This window comes from Massilia aerilata, assembly GCF_042656905.1.
Lineage (GTDB): Bacteria > Pseudomonadota > Gammaproteobacteria > Burkholderiales > Burkholderiaceae_D > Telluria > Telluria aerilata.
Genome location: NZ_JBHSMZ010000024.1, coordinates 89,091 through 106,571, shown reverse-complemented (window position 1 = coordinate 106,571; position 17,481 = coordinate 89,091). Strand labels below are relative to the sequence as shown.

Annotated in this window: 18 protein-coding genes; 12 read left to right on the top strand and 6 right to left on the bottom strand. The window is 65.6% G+C overall.

Translation table 11 applies throughout. The annotated features are described in order from the left end of the window. Nucleotides 1-169 precede the first annotated feature (169 nt). The 6 genes from ACFPO9_RS23930 to ACFPO9_RS23905 are packed head-to-tail and all read left to right on the top strand — an operon-like array spanning nucleotide 170 to nucleotide 4,734. A complete protein-coding gene (locus tag ACFPO9_RS23930) occupies nucleotides 170-784 on the top strand; it encodes a YqgE/AlgH family protein (RefSeq protein WP_379776554.1) in 615 nt (204 codons plus the stop codon). A gap of 18 nt (nucleotides 785-802) precedes the next feature. Then, nucleotides 803-1,198 carry a Holliday junction resolvase RuvX gene (gene ruvX, locus ACFPO9_RS23925; protein ID WP_379775882.1) on the top strand — a complete coding sequence of 132 codons (396 nt, stop codon included), beginning with the start codon at nucleotides 803-805 and terminating at the stop codon, nucleotides 1,196-1,198. Then, nucleotides 1,182-1,709 carry a bifunctional pyr operon transcriptional regulator/uracil phosphoribosyltransferase PyrR gene (gene pyrR, locus ACFPO9_RS23920; protein ID WP_379775879.1) on the top strand — a complete coding sequence of 176 codons (528 nt, stop codon included), beginning with the start codon at nucleotides 1,182-1,184 and terminating at the stop codon, nucleotides 1,707-1,709. The genes ruvX and pyrR overlap by 17 nt, the downstream gene beginning before the upstream one ends. Next, nucleotides 1,702-2,667 (top strand): aspartate carbamoyltransferase catalytic subunit, encoded by a 966-nt coding sequence (locus ACFPO9_RS23915; RefSeq protein WP_379775876.1) that lies wholly within the window; start codon nucleotides 1,702-1,704, stop codon nucleotides 2,665-2,667. Before pyrR ends, ACFPO9_RS23915 begins: the two co-directional genes overlap by 8 nt. Beyond that, a complete protein-coding gene (locus tag ACFPO9_RS23910) occupies nucleotides 2,667-3,950 on the top strand; it encodes a dihydroorotase (RefSeq protein ID WP_379776551.1) in 1,284 nt (427 codons plus the stop codon). The genes ACFPO9_RS23915 and ACFPO9_RS23910 overlap by 1 nt, the downstream gene beginning before the upstream one ends. 16 nt (nucleotides 3,951-3,966) lie before the next feature. Next, the gene (locus tag ACFPO9_RS23905) at nucleotides 3,967-4,734 is read left to right on the top strand and encodes a lysophospholipid acyltransferase family protein (RefSeq protein ID WP_379775873.1); all 768 of its coding nucleotides are present in this window, start codon (nucleotides 3,967-3,969) and stop codon (nucleotides 4,732-4,734) included. Nucleotides 4,735-4,787: 53 nt separating this feature from the next. Here ACFPO9_RS23905 and ACFPO9_RS23900 read toward each other — a convergent pair whose 3' ends face one another. Next, nucleotides 4,788-5,798: a symmetrical bis(5'-nucleosyl)-tetraphosphatase gene (locus ACFPO9_RS23900; RefSeq protein WP_379776548.1), complete on the bottom strand. Its 1,011-nt coding sequence runs from the start codon at nucleotides 5,796-5,798 to the stop codon at nucleotides 4,788-4,790. 283 nt (nucleotides 5,799-6,081) lie between these two features. On the opposite strand from ACFPO9_RS23900, the gene ACFPO9_RS23895 reads away from it, so the two are divergent. The 6 genes from ACFPO9_RS23895 to ACFPO9_RS23870 all read left to right on the top strand — a co-directional run bounded on the left by ACFPO9_RS23895 (nucleotide 6,082) and on the right by ACFPO9_RS23870 (nucleotide 11,979). Then, a complete protein-coding gene (locus ACFPO9_RS23895; RefSeq protein ID WP_379775870.1) occupies nucleotides 6,082-7,176 on the top strand; it encodes an MraY family glycosyltransferase in 1,095 nt (364 codons plus the stop codon). Nucleotides 7,177-7,262: 86 nt separating this feature from the next. Further along, nucleotides 7,263-7,592 carry an H-NS histone family protein gene (locus ACFPO9_RS23890; RefSeq protein WP_379775867.1) on the top strand — a complete coding sequence of 110 codons (330 nt, stop codon included), beginning with the start codon at nucleotides 7,263-7,265 and terminating at the stop codon, nucleotides 7,590-7,592. A 131-nt stretch (nucleotides 7,593-7,723) separates the two neighbouring features. Beyond that, entirely contained in the window at nucleotides 7,724-9,106 is a 1,383-nt protein-coding gene (locus ACFPO9_RS23885; protein ID WP_379775864.1) for a phosphomannomutase/phosphoglucomutase, read from the top strand. Between the two features lie 11 nt (nucleotides 9,107-9,117). Beyond that, a complete protein-coding gene (gene waaC, locus ACFPO9_RS23880) occupies nucleotides 9,118-10,098 on the top strand; it encodes a lipopolysaccharide heptosyltransferase I (protein WP_379775862.1) in 981 nt (326 codons plus the stop codon). Then, complete coding sequence (gene waaA, locus ACFPO9_RS23875) at nucleotides 10,098-11,372, top strand: lipid IV(A) 3-deoxy-D-manno-octulosonic acid transferase (protein WP_379775859.1); 1,275 nt, start codon at nucleotides 10,098-10,100, stop codon at nucleotides 11,370-11,372. The genes waaC and waaA overlap by 1 nt, the downstream gene beginning before the upstream one ends. Nucleotides 11,373-11,475: 103 nt before the next feature. Next, nucleotides 11,476-11,979 (top strand): YcxB family protein, encoded by a 504-nt coding sequence (locus ACFPO9_RS23870; RefSeq protein WP_379775856.1) that lies wholly within the window; start codon nucleotides 11,476-11,478, stop codon nucleotides 11,977-11,979. 81 nt (nucleotides 11,980-12,060) lie between these two features. Here the strand turns inward: ACFPO9_RS23870 and ACFPO9_RS23865 are convergent, their stop codons facing one another. The 5 genes from ACFPO9_RS23865 to glyQ all read right to left on the bottom strand — a co-directional run bounded on the left by ACFPO9_RS23865 (nucleotide 12,061) and on the right by glyQ (nucleotide 17,476). Then, entirely contained in the window at nucleotides 12,061-12,972 is a 912-nt protein-coding gene (locus ACFPO9_RS23865; RefSeq protein ID WP_379775854.1) for a M48 family metallopeptidase, read from the bottom strand. Nucleotides 12,973-13,055: 83 nt separating this feature from the next. Next, nucleotides 13,056-13,787: a lysophospholipid acyltransferase family protein gene (locus tag ACFPO9_RS23860; protein WP_379775852.1), complete on the bottom strand. Its 732-nt coding sequence runs from the start codon at nucleotides 13,785-13,787 to the stop codon at nucleotides 13,056-13,058. Nucleotides 13,788-13,865: 78 nt separating this feature from the next. Continuing rightward, a complete protein-coding gene (gene gmhB / locus ACFPO9_RS23855) occupies nucleotides 13,866-14,426 on the bottom strand; it encodes a D-glycero-beta-D-manno-heptose 1,7-bisphosphate 7-phosphatase (RefSeq protein WP_379775849.1) in 561 nt (186 codons plus the stop codon). After that, nucleotides 14,423-16,519, bottom strand: a complete 2,097-nt coding sequence (gene glyS, locus ACFPO9_RS23850; protein ID WP_379775846.1) for a glycine--tRNA ligase subunit beta — start codon at nucleotides 16,517-16,519, stop codon at nucleotides 14,423-14,425. Before glyS ends, gmhB begins: the two co-directional genes overlap by 4 nt. Nucleotides 16,520-16,543: 24 nt before the next feature. Further along, nucleotides 16,544-17,476, bottom strand: coding sequence for a glycine--tRNA ligase subunit alpha (gene glyQ, locus ACFPO9_RS23845; protein ID WP_379775843.1), 933 nt, complete (start codon nucleotides 17,474-17,476; stop codon nucleotides 16,544-16,546). Nucleotides 17,477-17,481: the final 5 nt, after the last annotated feature.

Sequence of the window (17,481 nt, the reverse complement as noted above, 5' to 3'; positions counted from 1 at the left end):
TCGACTGGGGCGCGGAAGACGGCGCCTTCATGGCCGCGTAAGCAAATGGGTGTAAACTAGCGAAAAACCCAAGCTTATCGTGTGGACCACCAGCGGTCGAGAGAGTGAGCCAACAGAGAGTATGCGTATGAAGAAAAGTAAGGTCGGCAAGCCTCTAAGCATGCCCGGGATGCCCCAGGAGGCGCCCGCGAGCATCATGCAACTGCAACCGGTCAAGTCCGAGTTGAACCTGGCAAATCATTTCCTGATTGCCATGCCGTCGATGAATGACCCGATCTTCGGCGGTACGGTCGTGTATATCTGCGAACACAACGACAAGGGCGTGCTCGGCGTCGTCATCAACAAACCGACCGACATGACGATGGACGTGCTGTTCGACCGCATCGACCTGAAAGTCACCGACACCCTGCGTCCCAATGTGGTCGACGAACCGATCATGTTCGGCGGCCCGGTGCAGGACGACCGCGGCTTCGTGCTGCATTCGCCGGGCGGCCGTTATTCGTCCTCGCTCAGCGTCACCGACGACGTCGCCTTCACCACCTCGATCGACGTGCTGGAAGCCGTCGCCAACGGCACCGGCCCGCAGCGCATGCTGGTCTCGATCGGCTATGCCGGCTGGAGCCCGGGCCAGCTGGAAGAGGAAATCGGCCGCAACGGCTGGCTTACCGTGGGCGCCGACGCCCGCGTGCTGTTCGACCTGCCGATCGAGGAACGCTACACCGCCGCCATCAAGCTGCTGGGCATCGATCCTTTAATGCTTGCCACCGAGGCCGGCCATGCGTGAGGGGATCGTGTCCCTGTAATGGTAGAGATCGTTTTCGGATTCGACTTCGGCGTGAAGCGCATCGGTATCGCGATGGGCAACACGCTGACCGGCCAGGCACAGCCCCTGTCCGTCATCAAGGCCGTCGACAATGCGACCCGCTTCAAGTTCATCGGTGAACTCATCGAGCAGTGGAAGCCCACGCGCCTCGTGGTCGGCGAGCCGCGCCATCCCGACGGCGCCGAGCATGACATGACCCTGCGTGCGCGCCGCTTCGCCAATCAACTGCACGGCCGCTTCAGCCTGCCCGTCGAGCTGGTCGACGAGCGCTACTCGTCCGCGGTGATCCCCGCCAAGCGCGGCGAGATCATCGACGCCAAGGCCGCCGCCATCATTTTGCAACAATACTTTGACGACCATGCCAACTCCTATTGATACTTCCGGCGGCTACGACGCCGAGGCGCTGTACCGCAGCCTGCTCGAGCAGGTGCGCGCCGGGCTTGCCGGCGTGCCCGACGCCGCCATCGTCGGCATCCATTCGGGCGGCGCCTGGCTGGCCGAGCGCCTCGCCGCCGACCTCGGCCTCCAGAAGCGCCTGGGCTTCATCGACGTCTCCTTCTACCGCGACGACTACGCGAAGAAGGGCCTGCATCCGGACGTGAAGCCGACCCGCATCGACTTCGCCGTCGACAGCGCCACCATCCTGCTGGTCGACGACGTGCTGGAAACCGGCCGCACGGTGCGCGCCGCGATCAACGTGCTGTTCGACTACGGCCGTCCGCAGCGTATCATGCTGGCTGCGCTGGCCGACCGTGGCGGACGCGAACTGCCGGTCGCGGCCGATTTCGCCGGCACCCAGGCCGCCGTCCAGCCGGGCCAGTCGCTGGCCCTGTCGCGCGACGCCGCCGGCCAACTCTCGCTCACGATCGAAGACGACAATGCATAACCCGCAACTCAACAAGAACGGCGAGCTGCAGCACCTTCTCACCATCGAAGGCCTGCCCAAGTCCATCATCAACCACATCCTCGACACCGCCTCGAGCTTCGTGAGCATCTCCGACCGCGAAGTCAAGAAGGTGCCTCTGATGCGCGGCAAGAGCGTGTTCAACCTGTTCTTCGAGAACTCGACCCGCACCCGCACCACCTTCGAGATCGCCTCCAAGCGCCTGTCGGCCGACGTCATCAACCTGAACATCGCGGCTTCCTCGACCTCGAAGGGCGAGTCCCTGCTCGACACCATCGACAACCTGGCGGCCATGCATGCCGACATGTTCGTGGTGCGCCATTCGCAGTCCGGCGCCCCCTACCTGATCGCCAAGCACCTGAACGACACCAGGCAGAACCACGTGCACGTGGTGAACGCCGGCGACGGGCGCCATGCGCACCCGACCCAGGGCCTGCTCGACATGTACACCATCCGTCACTACAAAAAGGACTTCACCAACCTGCGCGTGGCGATCGTCGGCGACATCCTGCACAGCCGCGTGGCGCGTTCGGACATCCACGCGCTGACCACGCTGGGCGTGCCGGAAGTGCGCGCGATCGGCCCGCACACCCTGCTGCCTGGCGGCCTGGAACAGATGGGCGTGCGCGTGTTCACGAACATCGACGAGGGCCTGAAGGACGTCGACGTGATCATCATGCTGCGCCTGCAGAACGAACGCATGTCGGGCGCGCTGCTGCCTTCGGCCGGCGAGTACTTCAAGAGCTACGGCCTGACGCCCGAGCGGTTGGCGCTGGCGGCGCCGGGCGCGATCGTGATGCACCCGGGTCCCATCAACCGCGGCGTCGAGATCGATTCAAAGGTGGCCGACGGCGCGCAGGCGGTGATCCTGCCGCAGGTGACCTTCGGTATCGCCACGCGGATGGCGGTGATGAGTATTCTGGCAGGAAGCCACGCATGATCAATTTGCATATCAAGAACGGACGGGTGATCGATCCCGCCAACGGCATCGACGCCGTCCAGGACCTCTACATCGCCAACGGCAAGATCGCCGCCTTGGGCAGCGCCCCCGCGGGCTTCGAGGCCGAGCGCAGCATCGACGCCGCCGGCCTGGTGGTCGCGCCCGGCCTGGTCGACCTGTCGGCGCGCCTGCGCGAGCCGGGCTACGAATACAAGGCGACCCTGGAATCGGAGATGCAGGCGGCGGTGCAGGGCGGCGTGACCACCCTGGTCTGCCCGCCCGACACCGACCCGGTGCTCGACGAACCGGGCCTGGTCGAGATGCTCAAGCACCGCGCGCGCATCCTGAACCAGGCCAACGTGCATCCGCTCGGCGCGCTGACCGTCGGCCTGAAGGGCAAGGCCCTGACCGAGATGGCCGAGCTGACCGAGGCCGGCTGCATCGGCTTCGCCCAGGCCGAGTCGCCGATCACCGACACCACCGTGCTGCTGCGCGCCCTGCAGTATGCGAAGACCTTCGGCTACACTGTCTGGCTGCGCCCGCAGGATCCGTATATCGGTTTCGGCGGCGTCGCCCATGCAGGCCCGCTGGCCTCGCGCCTGGGCCTGTCGGGCGTGCCGGTGATGTCCGAGACCATCGCCCTGCACACCATCTTCGAACTGATGCGCGCATCGGGCGCGCGCGTGCACCTGTGCCGCATCTCGTCCGGCGCGGCGCTGGAGCTGATCCGCGCCGCCAAGAAAGAGGGACTGCCGGTCACTTGCGACGTCGGCGTGCACCACCTGCACATGACCGACGCCGACATCGGCTTCTTCGACCCCAACGCGCGCCTGACGCCGCCGCTGCGCAGCCAGCGCGACCGCGAGGCGATCCGCGCGGCGCTGCTGGATGGGACGATCGACGCCGTCTGCTCGGACCACACGCCGGTCGACGACGACGAGAAGCTGCTGCCCTTCGCCGAAGCCTCGCCCGGCGCCACCGGCCTGGAGCTGCTGCTGTCCCTGATGCTGAAGTGGGCGGAAGAGCAGCACGACCACGCGGACGCGCTGCCGCGCGCGATCGGCAAGATCACCCACCAGCCGGCGCGCACGGCCGGCCTGCCGGCGGGCACGCTGTCGGTGGGCGCCAGCGCCGACGTGGTGGTCTTCGATCCGCAGGCGCGCTGGCTGGTGGCGCCCGCCGCGCTGGCCAGCCAGGGCAAGCACACGCCCTTCCTCGGCTACGAGCTGACCGGGCAGGTGCGGGCGACCGTGGTCGCCGGCCACCTGGCCTGGCAGCGTTGATCGTGACAGTCGGGCGGTGAACATCCGGCTCGGCTGGCGCCTCACGCGCCTGATCCTCCACCTGCTGCAAGGCCTCCTGACCTGCGCGCTGGTCTTCCCCTGGGCCGGCGCGGCGCTGCGCGAGCGCCTGGTGCGGCGCTGGTCGGCGAAGCTGCTGCGCATCTGCCGGGTGCAGGTCGAACGCGTCGACGGCGCCGCGCCGCTGCAGCACGCGCTGATCGTGTCGAACCACATCTCCTGGCTCGACATCTTCGTCATCAATGCCCTGCATCCCTGCCGTTTCGTGGCCAAGGCCGAGATCCGCGCCTGGCCGGTGCTCGGCTGGCTGGTGGCGCAGGCCGGCACCGTGTTCATCGCGCGCGGCAGCCGGCGCGACCTGCGCCACATCTTCAAGGGACTGGTGGACGCCCTGGCCCAGCACCAGCGCGTGGCCTTCTTCCCGGAAGGGACCACGTCCAGCCAGGGCAGCCTGCTGCCCTTCCACGCCAACCTGTTCGAGGCGGCGATCGACGCCAGGGTGCCGGTGCAGCCGTATGCGCTGTCCTATCTCGACGGCGCCGGCGGCTGGCATCCGGCGGTCGACTACACCGGCGAGACCACCTTCGTGGACAGCATCTTCCGCATCATCGGCGGCGAACCGGTACGCGCCCGCCTGGCCTGTCTGGCGCCGATCGAGGCCGCGGGGGCGCACCGGCGGGAGTTGGCCAGTGCGGCGCATGATGCGATTGGCAAGGCGCTGGTAGCTCGTCGTCCCCGCGAAGGCGGGGATCCAAGTTCGGCCTGAGCGAACGAAACGCGTGCAAACCTGGGTTCCCGCCTTCGCGGGAACGACGGCGGCTATTTTTTGCCGCTGTGCGGCTGGTATTCCGGGCAATCCACCTGCAACAAGGTCCGGTCATCCAGGCACACCGCCGTCAGCTTCCCGCCCCACACGCAGCCGCTGTCCAGTCCCACCAGATTCGGCCGCAGCACCAGGCCCAGCGCCGACCAGTGCCCGAACACCACGGTCACATCGGCCGTGCGGCGGCCCGGCACGTCGAACCAGGGCAGCAGGTCGGACCCTTCCGGTCCCTTGTCGCTTTCCTTGTGCAGGAAGTCCATGCGGCCGCCAGGGTCGCACAGGCGCATGCGGGTGAGGGCGTTGACGATGCAGCGCAGCCGGTCGATGCCGGTCAAGGCGTCGTCCCAGCGGTCCGGCTCGTTGCCGTACATCCGGGCCAGGAAGTCGACCCAGCCGTCGCCGCGCAGCACCGCCTCGACCTCGCCGGCCAGCTGCATGGTCTGCTCGGCGCTCCACTGCGGCGGCACCCCTGCATGCACCAGTAAGAACCTTTCCCGGCAGGCGGGAGTCGCGTCTGGCGCGCCTGACAAGCCTGGGCGGCGTTGCTCGTCGTTGCATGGATTACCATGCGGCCTCCTCGCGCCTTGCCCAGCCTCGTCAGGCATCGCCATCCGCTTCCCCCCGCCTACCGGGAAAGGTTCTTGGTGCGCATCGACGAACATCGCCAGCGGACGCCGTCGCAGCCAGGCGATCAATTCGTCGAGGTCGGGCGCGGCCAGGATCTCGTCCAGGGTATCCGAGCGGCTGGCCTTCTGGACCCCGGCGGCCACCGCCAGCAGGTGCAGGTCGTGGTTGCCGAGCAGGGCCTCGACGCGGCCCTGGCTGGCTTCCGACAGCGCCTTCATGCGCCGCAGCGCGGTCAGCGAGGCCGGGCCACGATTGATCAGGTCGCCGACGAAGAGGATGCGCGCTTCGTCCATCGAATGCGCGTCGGCGGCGATACGTTCCAGAAGGAGGCCGGCTTCATGGGCGCATCCCTGCAGGTCGCCAATCACATAAGTTTTCATCATGTGACGATACTAATATATTTGGCATTTCAAAATGTAAAAAACGGGGCCGTGGCGGCCAACGCCGGGGAAAATGCCGATCTTCGTCAATCGCAACCGGGCATGAGCACGTAAGCTGCTGGGTTCCAGGAGACGCCACTTAATCCAGTACAATGCGTCAGCATCACGGCATCTTGCCGCGGTGTGGTTCGAATAACCGGCAGCCGGCAGCCGGCAGCCCGGTACATTTATCGCGGCATGCATATCAAGCGCGTGGCCGGTTATTGCATTTAAAAAAGAATAAATGTTTTCATTCCTTCTGAGCTTTGTCTCTTCTGCATTGTTGACCCTGCTGGTCATCAAGCATTCGAAATTGCACGGTCCTGCGCTCGACAACAATTTCAATGGTGTCCAGAAGGTGCATTCGCACCATGTCGCAAGGATAGGCGGGCTGCCGATTTTCCTGGCGGTCGCCATCAGTGCGGGAATTTCGGTATGGCGCGAGCCCTCGCTCGGTTTTTGGCTGCTGGCGCTGCTGGTATGCTCGTCGATTGCATTCGCCGGCGGAATCGTCGAAGACTATACAGGCAAAGTGCGGCCCTCGCGGCGCCTGGTATTAACCATGATTGCAGCCCTGCTCGGATATCTGGTGCTCGATGCGAAAATCGCGCGCTTCGATATGCCCTTCATGAGCTGGAGCCTGGTCTCGCCGTGGATCGTGCTGCCGCTGACGGTACTGGCTGTGGCCGGGATCGCGAATGCGGTGAATATCATCGACGGCTTCAATGGGCTGGCCAGCGTGGTCACCATCTTCATGCTGGTATCGCTGGCCTATGTGGCCTGGCAGGTGGGCGACATGTTCGTACTGGTGTCGGCATTGACGGTGGCCGGCGCGACCGCCGGTTTCCTCATCTGGAATTATCCGGTCGGGCTGATTTTCCTCGGCGACGGCGGCGCCTATTTCATCGGTTTCATGCTGGGCGAACTGGCCATGCTGCTGGTGATGCGCAATCCCAGCGTGTCGACCTGGTATGCGGCATTACTGTTGATTTATCCGGCATTCGAAACCATTTTTTCTGCTTACAGGCGCATGTTCTTGCGCGGACAATCGCCGGCAATGCCCGATGGGATTCATCTGCATAGCCTGATTTTCCGCCGTATCGTCCAATGGACCGTGGGCCGCAAGGAAGCGCGCGCGCTGATGAAACGGAATGCACGCACCTCGCCTTACTTGTGGTTGTTTTCATTGACCGCGGTTATCCCGGCAACGGTGTTCTGGCGGAATAGCGGAGCTCTGATATTCTTCTGTTTGTTGTTCATTATCAGTTACGTTTGGTTGTACGCGCGTATTGTTCGATTCAAGTCCCCACGCTGGCTGATTTGGAACAAAAAGAACTAACCAATTATTGTAAATAGTGTATATTGCGACAATTGGTGAGATTTAGTGAAAATCTGTTTCAACTTAACATTGATAAAGGAACGACGATGGATCTGTCTAATATGTCCTTGGGCGATTTGCGCAACCTGCAGGAGCAGATCAAGCAGGAGATGAAACAGCGTGAGCAACAGGATCTGCAAAAAGCGCGCGAACAGATCATGGCAATCGCGCAAAGCGTGGGCCTTCCCCTGAAAGACCTGATCGCCACCGGCGGCCGCGGCGCCAAGTCGGGCGGCAAATCGGGCTCGGGTTCGGTTGCCGTCCGTTTCCGTAATCCGGACAATGAATCCCAGCAGTGGACCGGCCGCGGCCGCCAGCCGAAATGGGTCAAGGAATGGGTCGACGGCGGTAAATCGCTGGACAAACTGCGCGTCTGATTCATTCCCGCATTCGCCGCCGCCTGCACCGCGGCGGCGGAATTCCGGCATCGGTTCCGATTGCCGCTCGTCGTTCCCAAGCCTCCTGCTTGCCATTACAATGAAGCTCTTTTTCCTTCAAGGTATAGGCAATGGTCCCTCTCTCGAAAACGATCTTCAAGGCATATGACATCCGCGGCGTGCTCGACAGTACGCTCGACGCCGGTATCGCGAGGAAGATCGGCCAGGCATTCGGCGCGGCGGCCCTGGCGAAGGGGGAACACAAGGTCGTGATCGGCCGTGATGGCCGCCTGTCCGGCCCCAGCCTGGCGCAAGCGCTGGCCGAGGGCCTGCGCGAAGCCGGCGTCGACGTGATCGACCTCGGCATGGTCGCGACGCCGATGGTGTACTTCGCCACCAACGTGCTGGGCGCGCGCAGCGGCATCATGGTCACCGGCAGCCATAACCCGCCCGACTACAACGGCTTCAAGATGGTGCTGGCAGGCGAAGCGATCTACGGCGACGCGATCCAGGCGCTGTACCAGGCCATCGAGCGCGGCGACTTCAAGCCGGCGGCCGCCCAGGGCGCCTATGCCACGCACGATATCAAGGACGAATACATCCAGCGCATCGCCGCCGACGTCAAGATCGCACGCCCGATCAAGATCGCGGTCGATGCCGGCAACGGCGTGGCCGGCGCCTTCGTCGGCGAGCTGTATCGCGCCATGGGCTGCGAAGTGACGGAACTGTTCTGCGAAGTCGACGGCCACTTCCCGAACCACCACCCGGATCCGGCCCATCCGGAAAACCTGGAAGACCTGATCGCCGCCGTGAAGAATGGCGATGCGGAACTCGGCCTGGCCTTCGACGGCGACGGCGACCGCCTCGGCGTGGTCACCAAGGATGGCCAGATCATCTTCCCGGACCGCCAGATGATGCTGTTTGCCGCCGACGTCCTGTCGCGCAACCCTGGCGCCGAGATCCTCTACGACGTCAAGTGCACGCGCCACCTCGGCCCCTGGATCGAGCAGCACGGCGGCCGCCCGCTGATGTGGAAGACCGGCCACTCGCTGGTCAAGGCCAAGCTGAAGGAAACCGGCGCCCCGCTGGGCGGCGAGATGAGCGGCCACATCTTCTGGAAGGAGCGCTGGTTCGGCTTCGATGACGGCCTGTACACGGGCGCGCGCCTGCTCGAGATCCTGACCCGTGAAGCAGATCCGTCGGCGGTGCTGAACGCGCTGCCGAAGGCCAGCAGCACGCCGGAGCTGCATTTGCACCTGCAGGAAGGCGAGAACTTCGCGCTGATCGAGAAGCTCCGCACCGACGCGAAATTCCCGGGCGCCGACCGCGTGGTGGACATCGACGGCCTGCGCGTCGAGTATCCGGACGGCTTCGGCCTGGCGCGCGGCTCGAACACGACCCCGGTGGTGGTGCTGCGCTTCGAAGGCGAGACCCCGGAAGCGCTCGAGCGCATCCAGAAGGAATTCGCCCGCGTGATCCTGGCCGCCAGGCCCGACGCCCATCTGCCGTTCTGAGTGAGTAGAAGTTGAAGATCCTGCTGGTGCGGGTGTCGTCCCTGGGCGACGTCCTGCACAACCTGCCAATGGTGGCCGACATCCTGCGCCACCATCCCGGCGCCCAGATCGACTGGGTGGTGGAAGAGGGCTATGTCAGCCTGGTGCGCCTGAATCCGCACGTGCGCAAGGTGATCCCGTTCGCCTTGCGCCGCTGGAAAAAGGGCTTGAGAGACAAGGCCGTGCGCGCCGAACTGCGCGGCTTCTTCCGCGACCTGCGCGCGGAACAGTACGACTACGTGTTCGATACCCAGGGCCTGATCAAGACCGGCATCATCATGGCCGCCGCGCGCGTACGCCCGGGCGGCCAGAAGGTCGGCATGGCCAACGGCACCGAGGACTCCGGCTACGAAGGCGTCTCGCGCATCTTCCACAGCCGCAGCATCCCGGTGGCGCCGCGCACGCATGCGGTGCAGCGCGGCCGCGAGGTGGCGGCCGCGGCGCTCGGCTATGCGATCGACAGCCCGCCCGATTTCGGCCTGCCCGCGCCCGACCCGGCGCGCCGCCCGGACTGGATGCCGGCCGGAGATTACGCCGTGTTCTTCCACGGGACCGCGCGCGATGCCAAGAAGTGGGCGGCCACCGACTGGATCGCACTGGGCCAGGCGCTGGCGCCGATGCCCGTGCTGCTGCCCTGGGGCTCACCGAAGGAAAAGGAAGAAGCCGAGCGCCTGGCTGCCGGACTGCCGAATGCGAGCGTGCTGCCCAGGCTCTCGATGATGGATGCGGTCGAGCTGGCGCGCCATGCGGCGCTGGCGGTCGGCGTCGACACCGGCCTGACCCACATCGCCGCGGCTTTCGTGCGGCCGACGGTCGAGATCTACGCCGATTCGCCGCGCTGGAAGACCGAGGGCAACTGGTCGCCGCGCATCGTCAACCTGGGCGATACCGGCCATCCGCCGTCGAGCGGGGAGGTGATCCTCGCCGCGCAGCGCCTGCTGGAGCAGTCCTGATGCGCCTCCTGTATTCCTTCCTGTGGTGGCTGGCGATGCCGCTGGTGCTGGGCCGCCTGTGGTGGCGCGGGCGCAAGGAGCCGGGCTACCGCCGGCACCTGGGCGAGCGCTTCGGCTACTATGGCCCGACGCTGCGGCCAGACCAGCAGCTGCGCCGCACGATCATGGTCCACGCGGTGTCGGTGGGCGAGACCCGCGCCGCCGAGCCCCTGGTCGAGGCCCTGCTGCGCGCCTGGCCCGATTGCCGCATCCTGCTGACCCACATGACGCCGACCGGCCGCGCGACCGGCAAGGCGCTGTTCGGCAAGCATGGGGAACGGGTGATGCAATCCTTCCTGCCCTACGATACCGGCTTCATGGTCGGGCGCTTCCTGCGCCATTTTTCGCCCTCCGTCTGCATTTTGATGGAGACCGAGGTCTGGCCGAATCTGATTGCCGGCTGCGAGGACCATGGCGTGCCGGTGGCGCTGGTGAATGCGCGCCTGTCGGAACGCTCGCTTCGGCGCGGCCAGCGCTTCGGCGGCATCATGATGGAAGCGGCGCGCGGCATCACGCTGGCGGCGGCCCAGACCGAGGCTGACGCGGCCCGCATCGCCTCGCTGGGCGCGCCGCGGGTGGCCGTCACCGGCAGCATCAAGTTCGACGTGGTCCCGCCCGATGCGGCGCTGCAGACCGGCGCCATGCTGCGTTCGCATTTCGCCCGGCGCCTGGTGCTGCTGTGCGCCTCGACCCGCGAGGGCGAGGAAGCGCTGATCCTCGACGCGTATCGCGCGCTGGCGGACAAGCCGCCCGGCATGCTGCTCCTGCTGGTGCCGCGCCATCCGCAGCGCTTCGACGAGGTTGCGCGTTTGGCCGAGGAACGCGGCCTGAGCCTGGCGCGCAGGTCGGCGCTTACGGAACAGGTGAGCGCCGATGTCCTGCTCGGCGATTCGATGGGCGAGATGTTCGCTTACTTTGCGGCCTGCGACTGCGCCTTCATCGGCGGCAGCCTGCTGCCGCTGGGCGGCCAGAACCTGATCGAGGCCTGCGCCGTCGGCAAGCCGGTGCTGGTCGGCGAGCACACCTTCAACTTCCTGCAGGCGACCGAGGAAGCCGTCGCCGCCGGCGCGGCCCTGCGCGTGCCGGATGCCGGCGCATTGATGGGCGAGGCGGTCCGGCTGCTGAGCGACGACGGCGCCCGCGCACGGATGAGTGAACATGCTCTGCGCTTCGCCAAACGCCATCGTGGTGCGACCCTGCGCACTGTTGAACTCTTGCGACAACTTATTGCATAGCTTTTGTTACCATTCTCTTTAGCTTTGATAACGAAAGGGGATGCACATGTTGTGGTCTAATCGTGCGCGAGCAGGCGGCAACGTGGATGGTGGCGTTGCGCTCATGGACGCGCCTGAAATGATGCCGGATCTGGGAGCCGACGCAATGCCGCCGGCGCCGATACCTGTGGTGCACCCGCCTGCTGCTGCTCACAGCCTGCATTTCTGGGTCCGTTATTCCCTGATGGAGTACATGCGCTTCATGTGGGAGCACGGCGGTTACCTGATCCGCCGCCGCCATATCCAGTGGCCGATGGGCCTCTACCTGCGCATCAAGAGCACGCTGGCGGCCGGCCTGCACTTCGTGCTGCTGCAGCGCGGGCGCCGCACCTACGAATTCAGCATCGACCAGCATGGCATCGTGCGCACCAGCGATACCGGCGTGACCCTGATCGGCTGGGAGGACGTGGCGCGCATCCGGACTTACACGAATGGCTTCATGATGGTGCTCAAGCGCGGCACGCTGCCGATTCCCTTCCGCTGCCTGAACGCGAAAGAGGTCGATGCGATGAAGGGGATTGCCGCGGCGCGCGCGGCGGGTGAGCTTCAAATGCGCGCCACCGCCTGATTTTTCGAATGTCATGCGTGGGCTCCGGGAGCCCACCCTACATGCGACGATCGTAGGGTGGGCACCACGTGCCAACGCTGTTCAATCGTCCGGAAAGAGAACCGGCATCTCGATCGACCGCTTCTTGAGCCCCGCCTTGGCGCCCTCATAATCCGGGAACACCTCGCCCACCACCGCCCAGAATGCCGGGCTGTGGTTCATTTCGCGCAGGTGGGCCAGTTCGTGCACCACCACGTAATCCAGCAGCGCCAGCGGGTAGTGCACCAGCTTCCAGTTCAGGCGGATATTCCCGGTCACCGTGCAGGAGCCCCAGCGGGTGCCGGCCGAAGACAGCGCGAACGCGCTGTAGGTGACGCCGACGCGCGGCGCATACAGGTCCAGGCGCTCGCCGAACAGGCGCCTGGCCTCGCCCTGGAACCACAGCTTCACGCGTTCGCGGATCTGCCACTCCTCCAGTCCCGGCGTCACGCCCACGCGCAGCTCGCGCGCTTCGGGATCGAACACACAGTGGCTGCGGGCGGCTTCCTGCAGGCGCAGCACGATGTCGGCGTCCAGGTAGGGCAGCCTGGCGCCATCGACCCAGGCCACTGGCGCACGCTCGGCGCGCATGCTGCGCCGTTCGCTGCGTTCGAACAGCTTGGTCAGGATCCAGTTCTGCTTGGCGCGGATGGCGCGTTCGACGTCGTCCAGCGGCGCACGGCGCGGCGAGGTCACGTGCAGTCCCTCGTCGCTGATCATGAAGCCGTGGGAGCGGCGCGCCGAGCGGCGCAGCACGTAATGGACGGTGTGCGATCCGAGCTGGATCTTGCGCAGCGGCGCATCGTTGGGGCCGACCGGCGGCACCGGCAGGGTGGGGGTGGGCCGGGTGGGCGCCTTGAACAGCGGCGCCGGCGCCTTGTGCGGCGCGGTTGGCGATGCGGCGGGCTTGAACGCCGCAAACAGTTCTTGCGCGAACAGCTCGGGCTGCGACGCGTCGGTCTGGGGGGAGGTCATGGCGGGCTGCAGCGATGGTGCCGATGGTGCCGATGGTACTTTCGATGGTGCTGTCGTCGGCGCCCCCAACTCGTTCAGGTACCTTAGTAGGCGTGGGGCGAAATGACGCGCATTTCCGATTCTATCCAATTTTCGACCTCTTGCATCAGACTGTCGGGAGTGTGGTTTTCCGGCGAAAGCGGCTTGCCGATCGAGACGGTGATCAGGCCGGGGCGCTTGATGAAGGAATTCTTCGGCCAGCACTCGCCTGAATTATGTGCGATCGGGACCACCACGGCGCCGGTTTCGATGGCCAGGCGCGTGCCGCCGCTCTTGTACTTGCCCTTCTGGCCGACCGGGATGCGGGTCCCTTCGGGGAACATGATGATCCACTGGCCGTCGGCGAGGCGGCGCTTGCCGTGCCTGACCACGTTGGAAAACGCGTTCTTGCCCTGCTTGCGGTCGATCGGGATCATGCGCAGCAGCGCCATGGCCCAGCCGAAGAAGGGGATGTAGAGGATTTCCTTCTTGAAGACGAAGACCAGCGGATGCGTCATGTTCGGCAGCAGGAAGATGGTCTCCCACGCCGACTGGTGCTTCGACAGCAGGATCGCCGGTCCGTCCGGCAGGTTGTCGTAGCCCTTGAATTCGTAGCGGATGCCGCACAGGACCTTGGCGCACCAGATGATGAAGACGTTCCAGCGCGAAGTAATCCAGAACCGCGTGTTGTATTTGAAGGGCGCCGCGAGGAAGCAGACGCAGGCCCACACGACGGTGGCGACCACCATGACGATCGTGAACAACAGGGAGCGCAGGAACAGGGTGGCAGTACGCAAGAAGGGTCTCCGGGACGTAAGGACGGCAGCGTGGCCGGGCTCAGTGGAGCGCGGCCAGGCTCGGCTCAGCTTAGCAGATCAGGCGGCAGTCGGGCTAGAGGCAGATTGCTTCAGGAAGGCGGTGACCATCGCCCCCAGGTCGGGGAAGACCTGGGTGCCGGGCGGCAGGCCGCCGGTGGCCTGGGTCTTTTCGCCCTTGCCGGTCAGGACCAGGTAGGGCGTGCAGCCGCTGATGAAGCCGGCCTGCAGGTCGCGCAGCGAATCGCCGACGGTCGGCACGCCCTTCAAACTGAGCTTGAAGCGCTTGCTGATCTCCTCGAACATGCCGGCTTTCGGCTTCCTGCAATCGCAGTTGTCGATCGCGGCGTGCGGGCAGAAGAAGATGGCGTCGATGTCGGCGCCCACCAGCTGGGCCGCCGCATGCATCTTCTGGTGGATCGCATTCAGCGTGGTGATGTCGAACAGCTCGCGCGCGATGCCCGACTGGTTCGACGCCACCACCACGCGGTAGCCGGCCTGGTTCAGGCGTGCGATCGCCTCGAGCGATCCCGGAATCGGGATCCACTCGGCCGGCGACTTGATGAATTCGGGGGAGTCATGGTTGATGACCCCGTCCCGGTCGAGGATGACGAGTTTCATGCTGCCAGTTTCGAGATGTCGGCCACGCGGTTCATCATGCGGTGCAGGATGGCGAGCAGGGCCAGGCGGTTGTTGCGGAGCTGGACGTCTTCGGCCATCACCATCACGTCGTTGAAGAAGGCGTCGACGTCGTCGCGCAGCTGGGCCAGGGTCTTCAGGGTGCCGCTGAAGTCGCCGCGCTCGAAGGCCGCGTCCACTTCCGGCTGCACGCGCTGCACGCTGGCGTACAGCTTCTTCTCGGCCTCGTCCTGCAGCAGCGCCGGATTCACGGAGCCGGCCTGCGCCAGCGCGTCCTCGTTCTTCTTGAGGATATTGGTGATGCGCTTGTTGGCGGCGGCCAGCGAGGCGCTTTCCGGCAGGGCGGCGAAGGACTGCACGGCTTCCAGGCGCTGCACCACGTCGTCGACGCGGTCCGGATTCTGGGCCAGCACCGCTTCCACCTCGTTCGGCGAGAAGCCGCGGTCGCGCAGCAGGCCGCGCAGGCGGTCCAGCATGAAGGCGGTGACCTCGACGCTCGGGTCCTTGAAGCCGGCCTGGCCTTCGAAGGTCGCCACGGCGTCGGCCAGCAGCGCGGAGATCGGCAGCGCCAGGCGCTTCTCGAGCAGCATGCGGGTCACGCCCAGCGCATGGCGGCGCAGCGCGAACGGGTCCTTCTCGCCGGTCGGCTGCAGGCCGATGGCCCAGATGCCGACCAGGGTTTCCAGCTTGTCGGCCAGCGCCACGGCCAGGCCGGTATTCGTCGCCGGCAGGGCGTCGCCAGAGAAGCGCGGCTGGTAGTGCTCCGAGGCGGCCAGCGCCACTTCCTCGTTCTCGCCGTCGTTGCGCGCGTAATAGGTGCCCATGATGCCCTGCAGCTCGGGGAACTCGCCGACCATGTCGGTCAGCAGGTCGGCCTTGGCCAGCTGGGCGCCGCGCTCGGCCAGGGCCACGTCGTAGCCGAGGCGCTGGGCGATGTTCGACGCCAGGCGGGTCACGCGCTGGGTGCGTTCCAGCTGGGTGCCCAGCTTGTTGTGGTAGACCACGTTGGCCAGCAGCGGCAGGCGCGAGGCCAGCGGCTTCTTCTTGTCCTGCTCGAAGAAGAACTTGGCGTCCGACAGGCGCGGACGCACCACGCGCTCGTTGCCGCCGACGATGGCGGCCGGGTCGTCGGTCGCAATGTTGGAGACGATCAGGAAGCGCGAGCGCAGCTTGCCGTCATTGTCGGTCAGCGCGAAGTATTTCTGGTTGGTCTGCATGGTCAGGATCAGGCATTCCTGCGGCACCGCCAGGAACACGTCCTCGAACCTGCACTCGTACACCACCGGCCATTCGACCAGGGCGGTGACTTCATCCAGCAGCGCTTCCGGCATCAGCACCTGGTCGGCGCCGGCCTTGGCCAGCAGCTGGGTGCGGATGGTTTCCTTGCGCTCGTCGGAGCTGGCGACCACCTTGCCCTGGTCCTTCAGCGCGGCGGCGTACTGGCTTGCTTCGGCGATGTCGAAGGACTGGCCATCGGAAAGGAAACGGTGGCCCAGGGTGGCGCGGCCGGCGGCCAGCCCGAGCAGGGACAGCGGCACCACGGCATCGCCGTGCAGGGCCAGCAGGGTATGCACCGGGCGCACGAACTGCACGGTCTCGCCATCCGGGCGCTGGTAGCTCATGACTTTCGGGATCGGCAGCTTGGCGACAGCTTCCTCCAGCACCGGCTGCAGGCCTTCGGCCAGCTGGCTGCCCGGCGCGGTGTGGCTGTAGAAGAAGCTCTCGGCCTTGCCGTCCTGGGCGCGTTCGAGGTCCGCGATCTGGAGGTCGGGGAAGCCCAGCGCGGCCAGCTTCTTGGCCAGCGGCGCGGTCGGCTTGCCGTCCTTGTCCAGGGCCACCGCAACCGGCAGCACTTTTTCGCGGATCGCCTTGTCCGGCGAGGTCGGACGGACATTGGTGATCGACACCGCCAGGCGGCGCGGGGTGGCGTAGGTGGTGACGACGCTGTCGGCTTCCAGGAAGTCGCGCGCCTTCAGGCCATTGGCGATGCCGTTCGCAAAAGCGGCGCCCAGTTTGACGAGGGCTTTCGGCGGCAGCTCTTCGGTCTGCAGTTCGACAAGTAAGGTCTGGTTCATGGTGTTCTGTTGTTTGTTCTGGACTCAGCCGACCTTGACTTCGGCGGCGTCGATTTCGGGCGATTTCGGCAGCATGGGAAAGCCGAGCTTCTCGCGCGAATCGTAATAGGCCTGGGCGACCAGGCGCGACAGCGTACGCACGCGGCCGATGTAGGCGGCGCGTTCGGTGACGGAGATCGCGCCGCGCGCATCCAGCAGGTTGAAGCTGTGCGAAGCCTTCATGATCTGCTCGTAGGCCGGCAAGGTCAGTTCCAGCTCGATCAGGCGCTTGGCTTCGGACTCGTGATTATTAAAAGCCTGGAACAGCAGCTCGGTGTTCGAGTGCTCGAAGTTGTAGGTCGACTGCTCGACCTCGTTCTGGTGGAACACGTCGCCGTAGGACAGGCGCCTGGTGACGCCGTTTTCTTCCCACTCGGTCCACACCAGGTCATAGACGTTTTCCACGCCCTGCAGGTACATCGCCAGACGCTCGATGCCGTAGGTGATCTCGCCCAGCACCGGCTTGCAATCCAGGCCGCCGACCTGCTGGAAGTAGGTGAACTGGGTGACTTCCATGCCGTTCAGCCAGACTTCCCAGCCCAGGCCCCAGGCGCCCAGGGTCGGGCTTTCCCAGTCGTCCTCGACGAAGCGGACGTCGTTCTTCTTCAGGTCCAGGCCCAGTGCGGCCAGGGAGCCGAGATAGAGGTCGAGGATGTTTTCCGGCGCCGGCTTGAGCACCACCTGGTACTGGTAGTAATGCTGCAGGCGGTTCGGGTTCTCGCCGTAGCGGCCATCCTTCGGACGGCGCGAAGGCTGGACGTAGGCGGCGCGCCAGGGCTCGGGTCCGATCGCGCGCAGGAAGGTGCCGGTGTGGAAGGTGCCCGCGCCGACTTCCATGTCGTACGGCTGGAGCAGGGCGCAACCTTGCTTGTCCCAGTAGGTTTGCAAGGTCAGGATGATTTGTTGGAATGTGAGCATCGTAT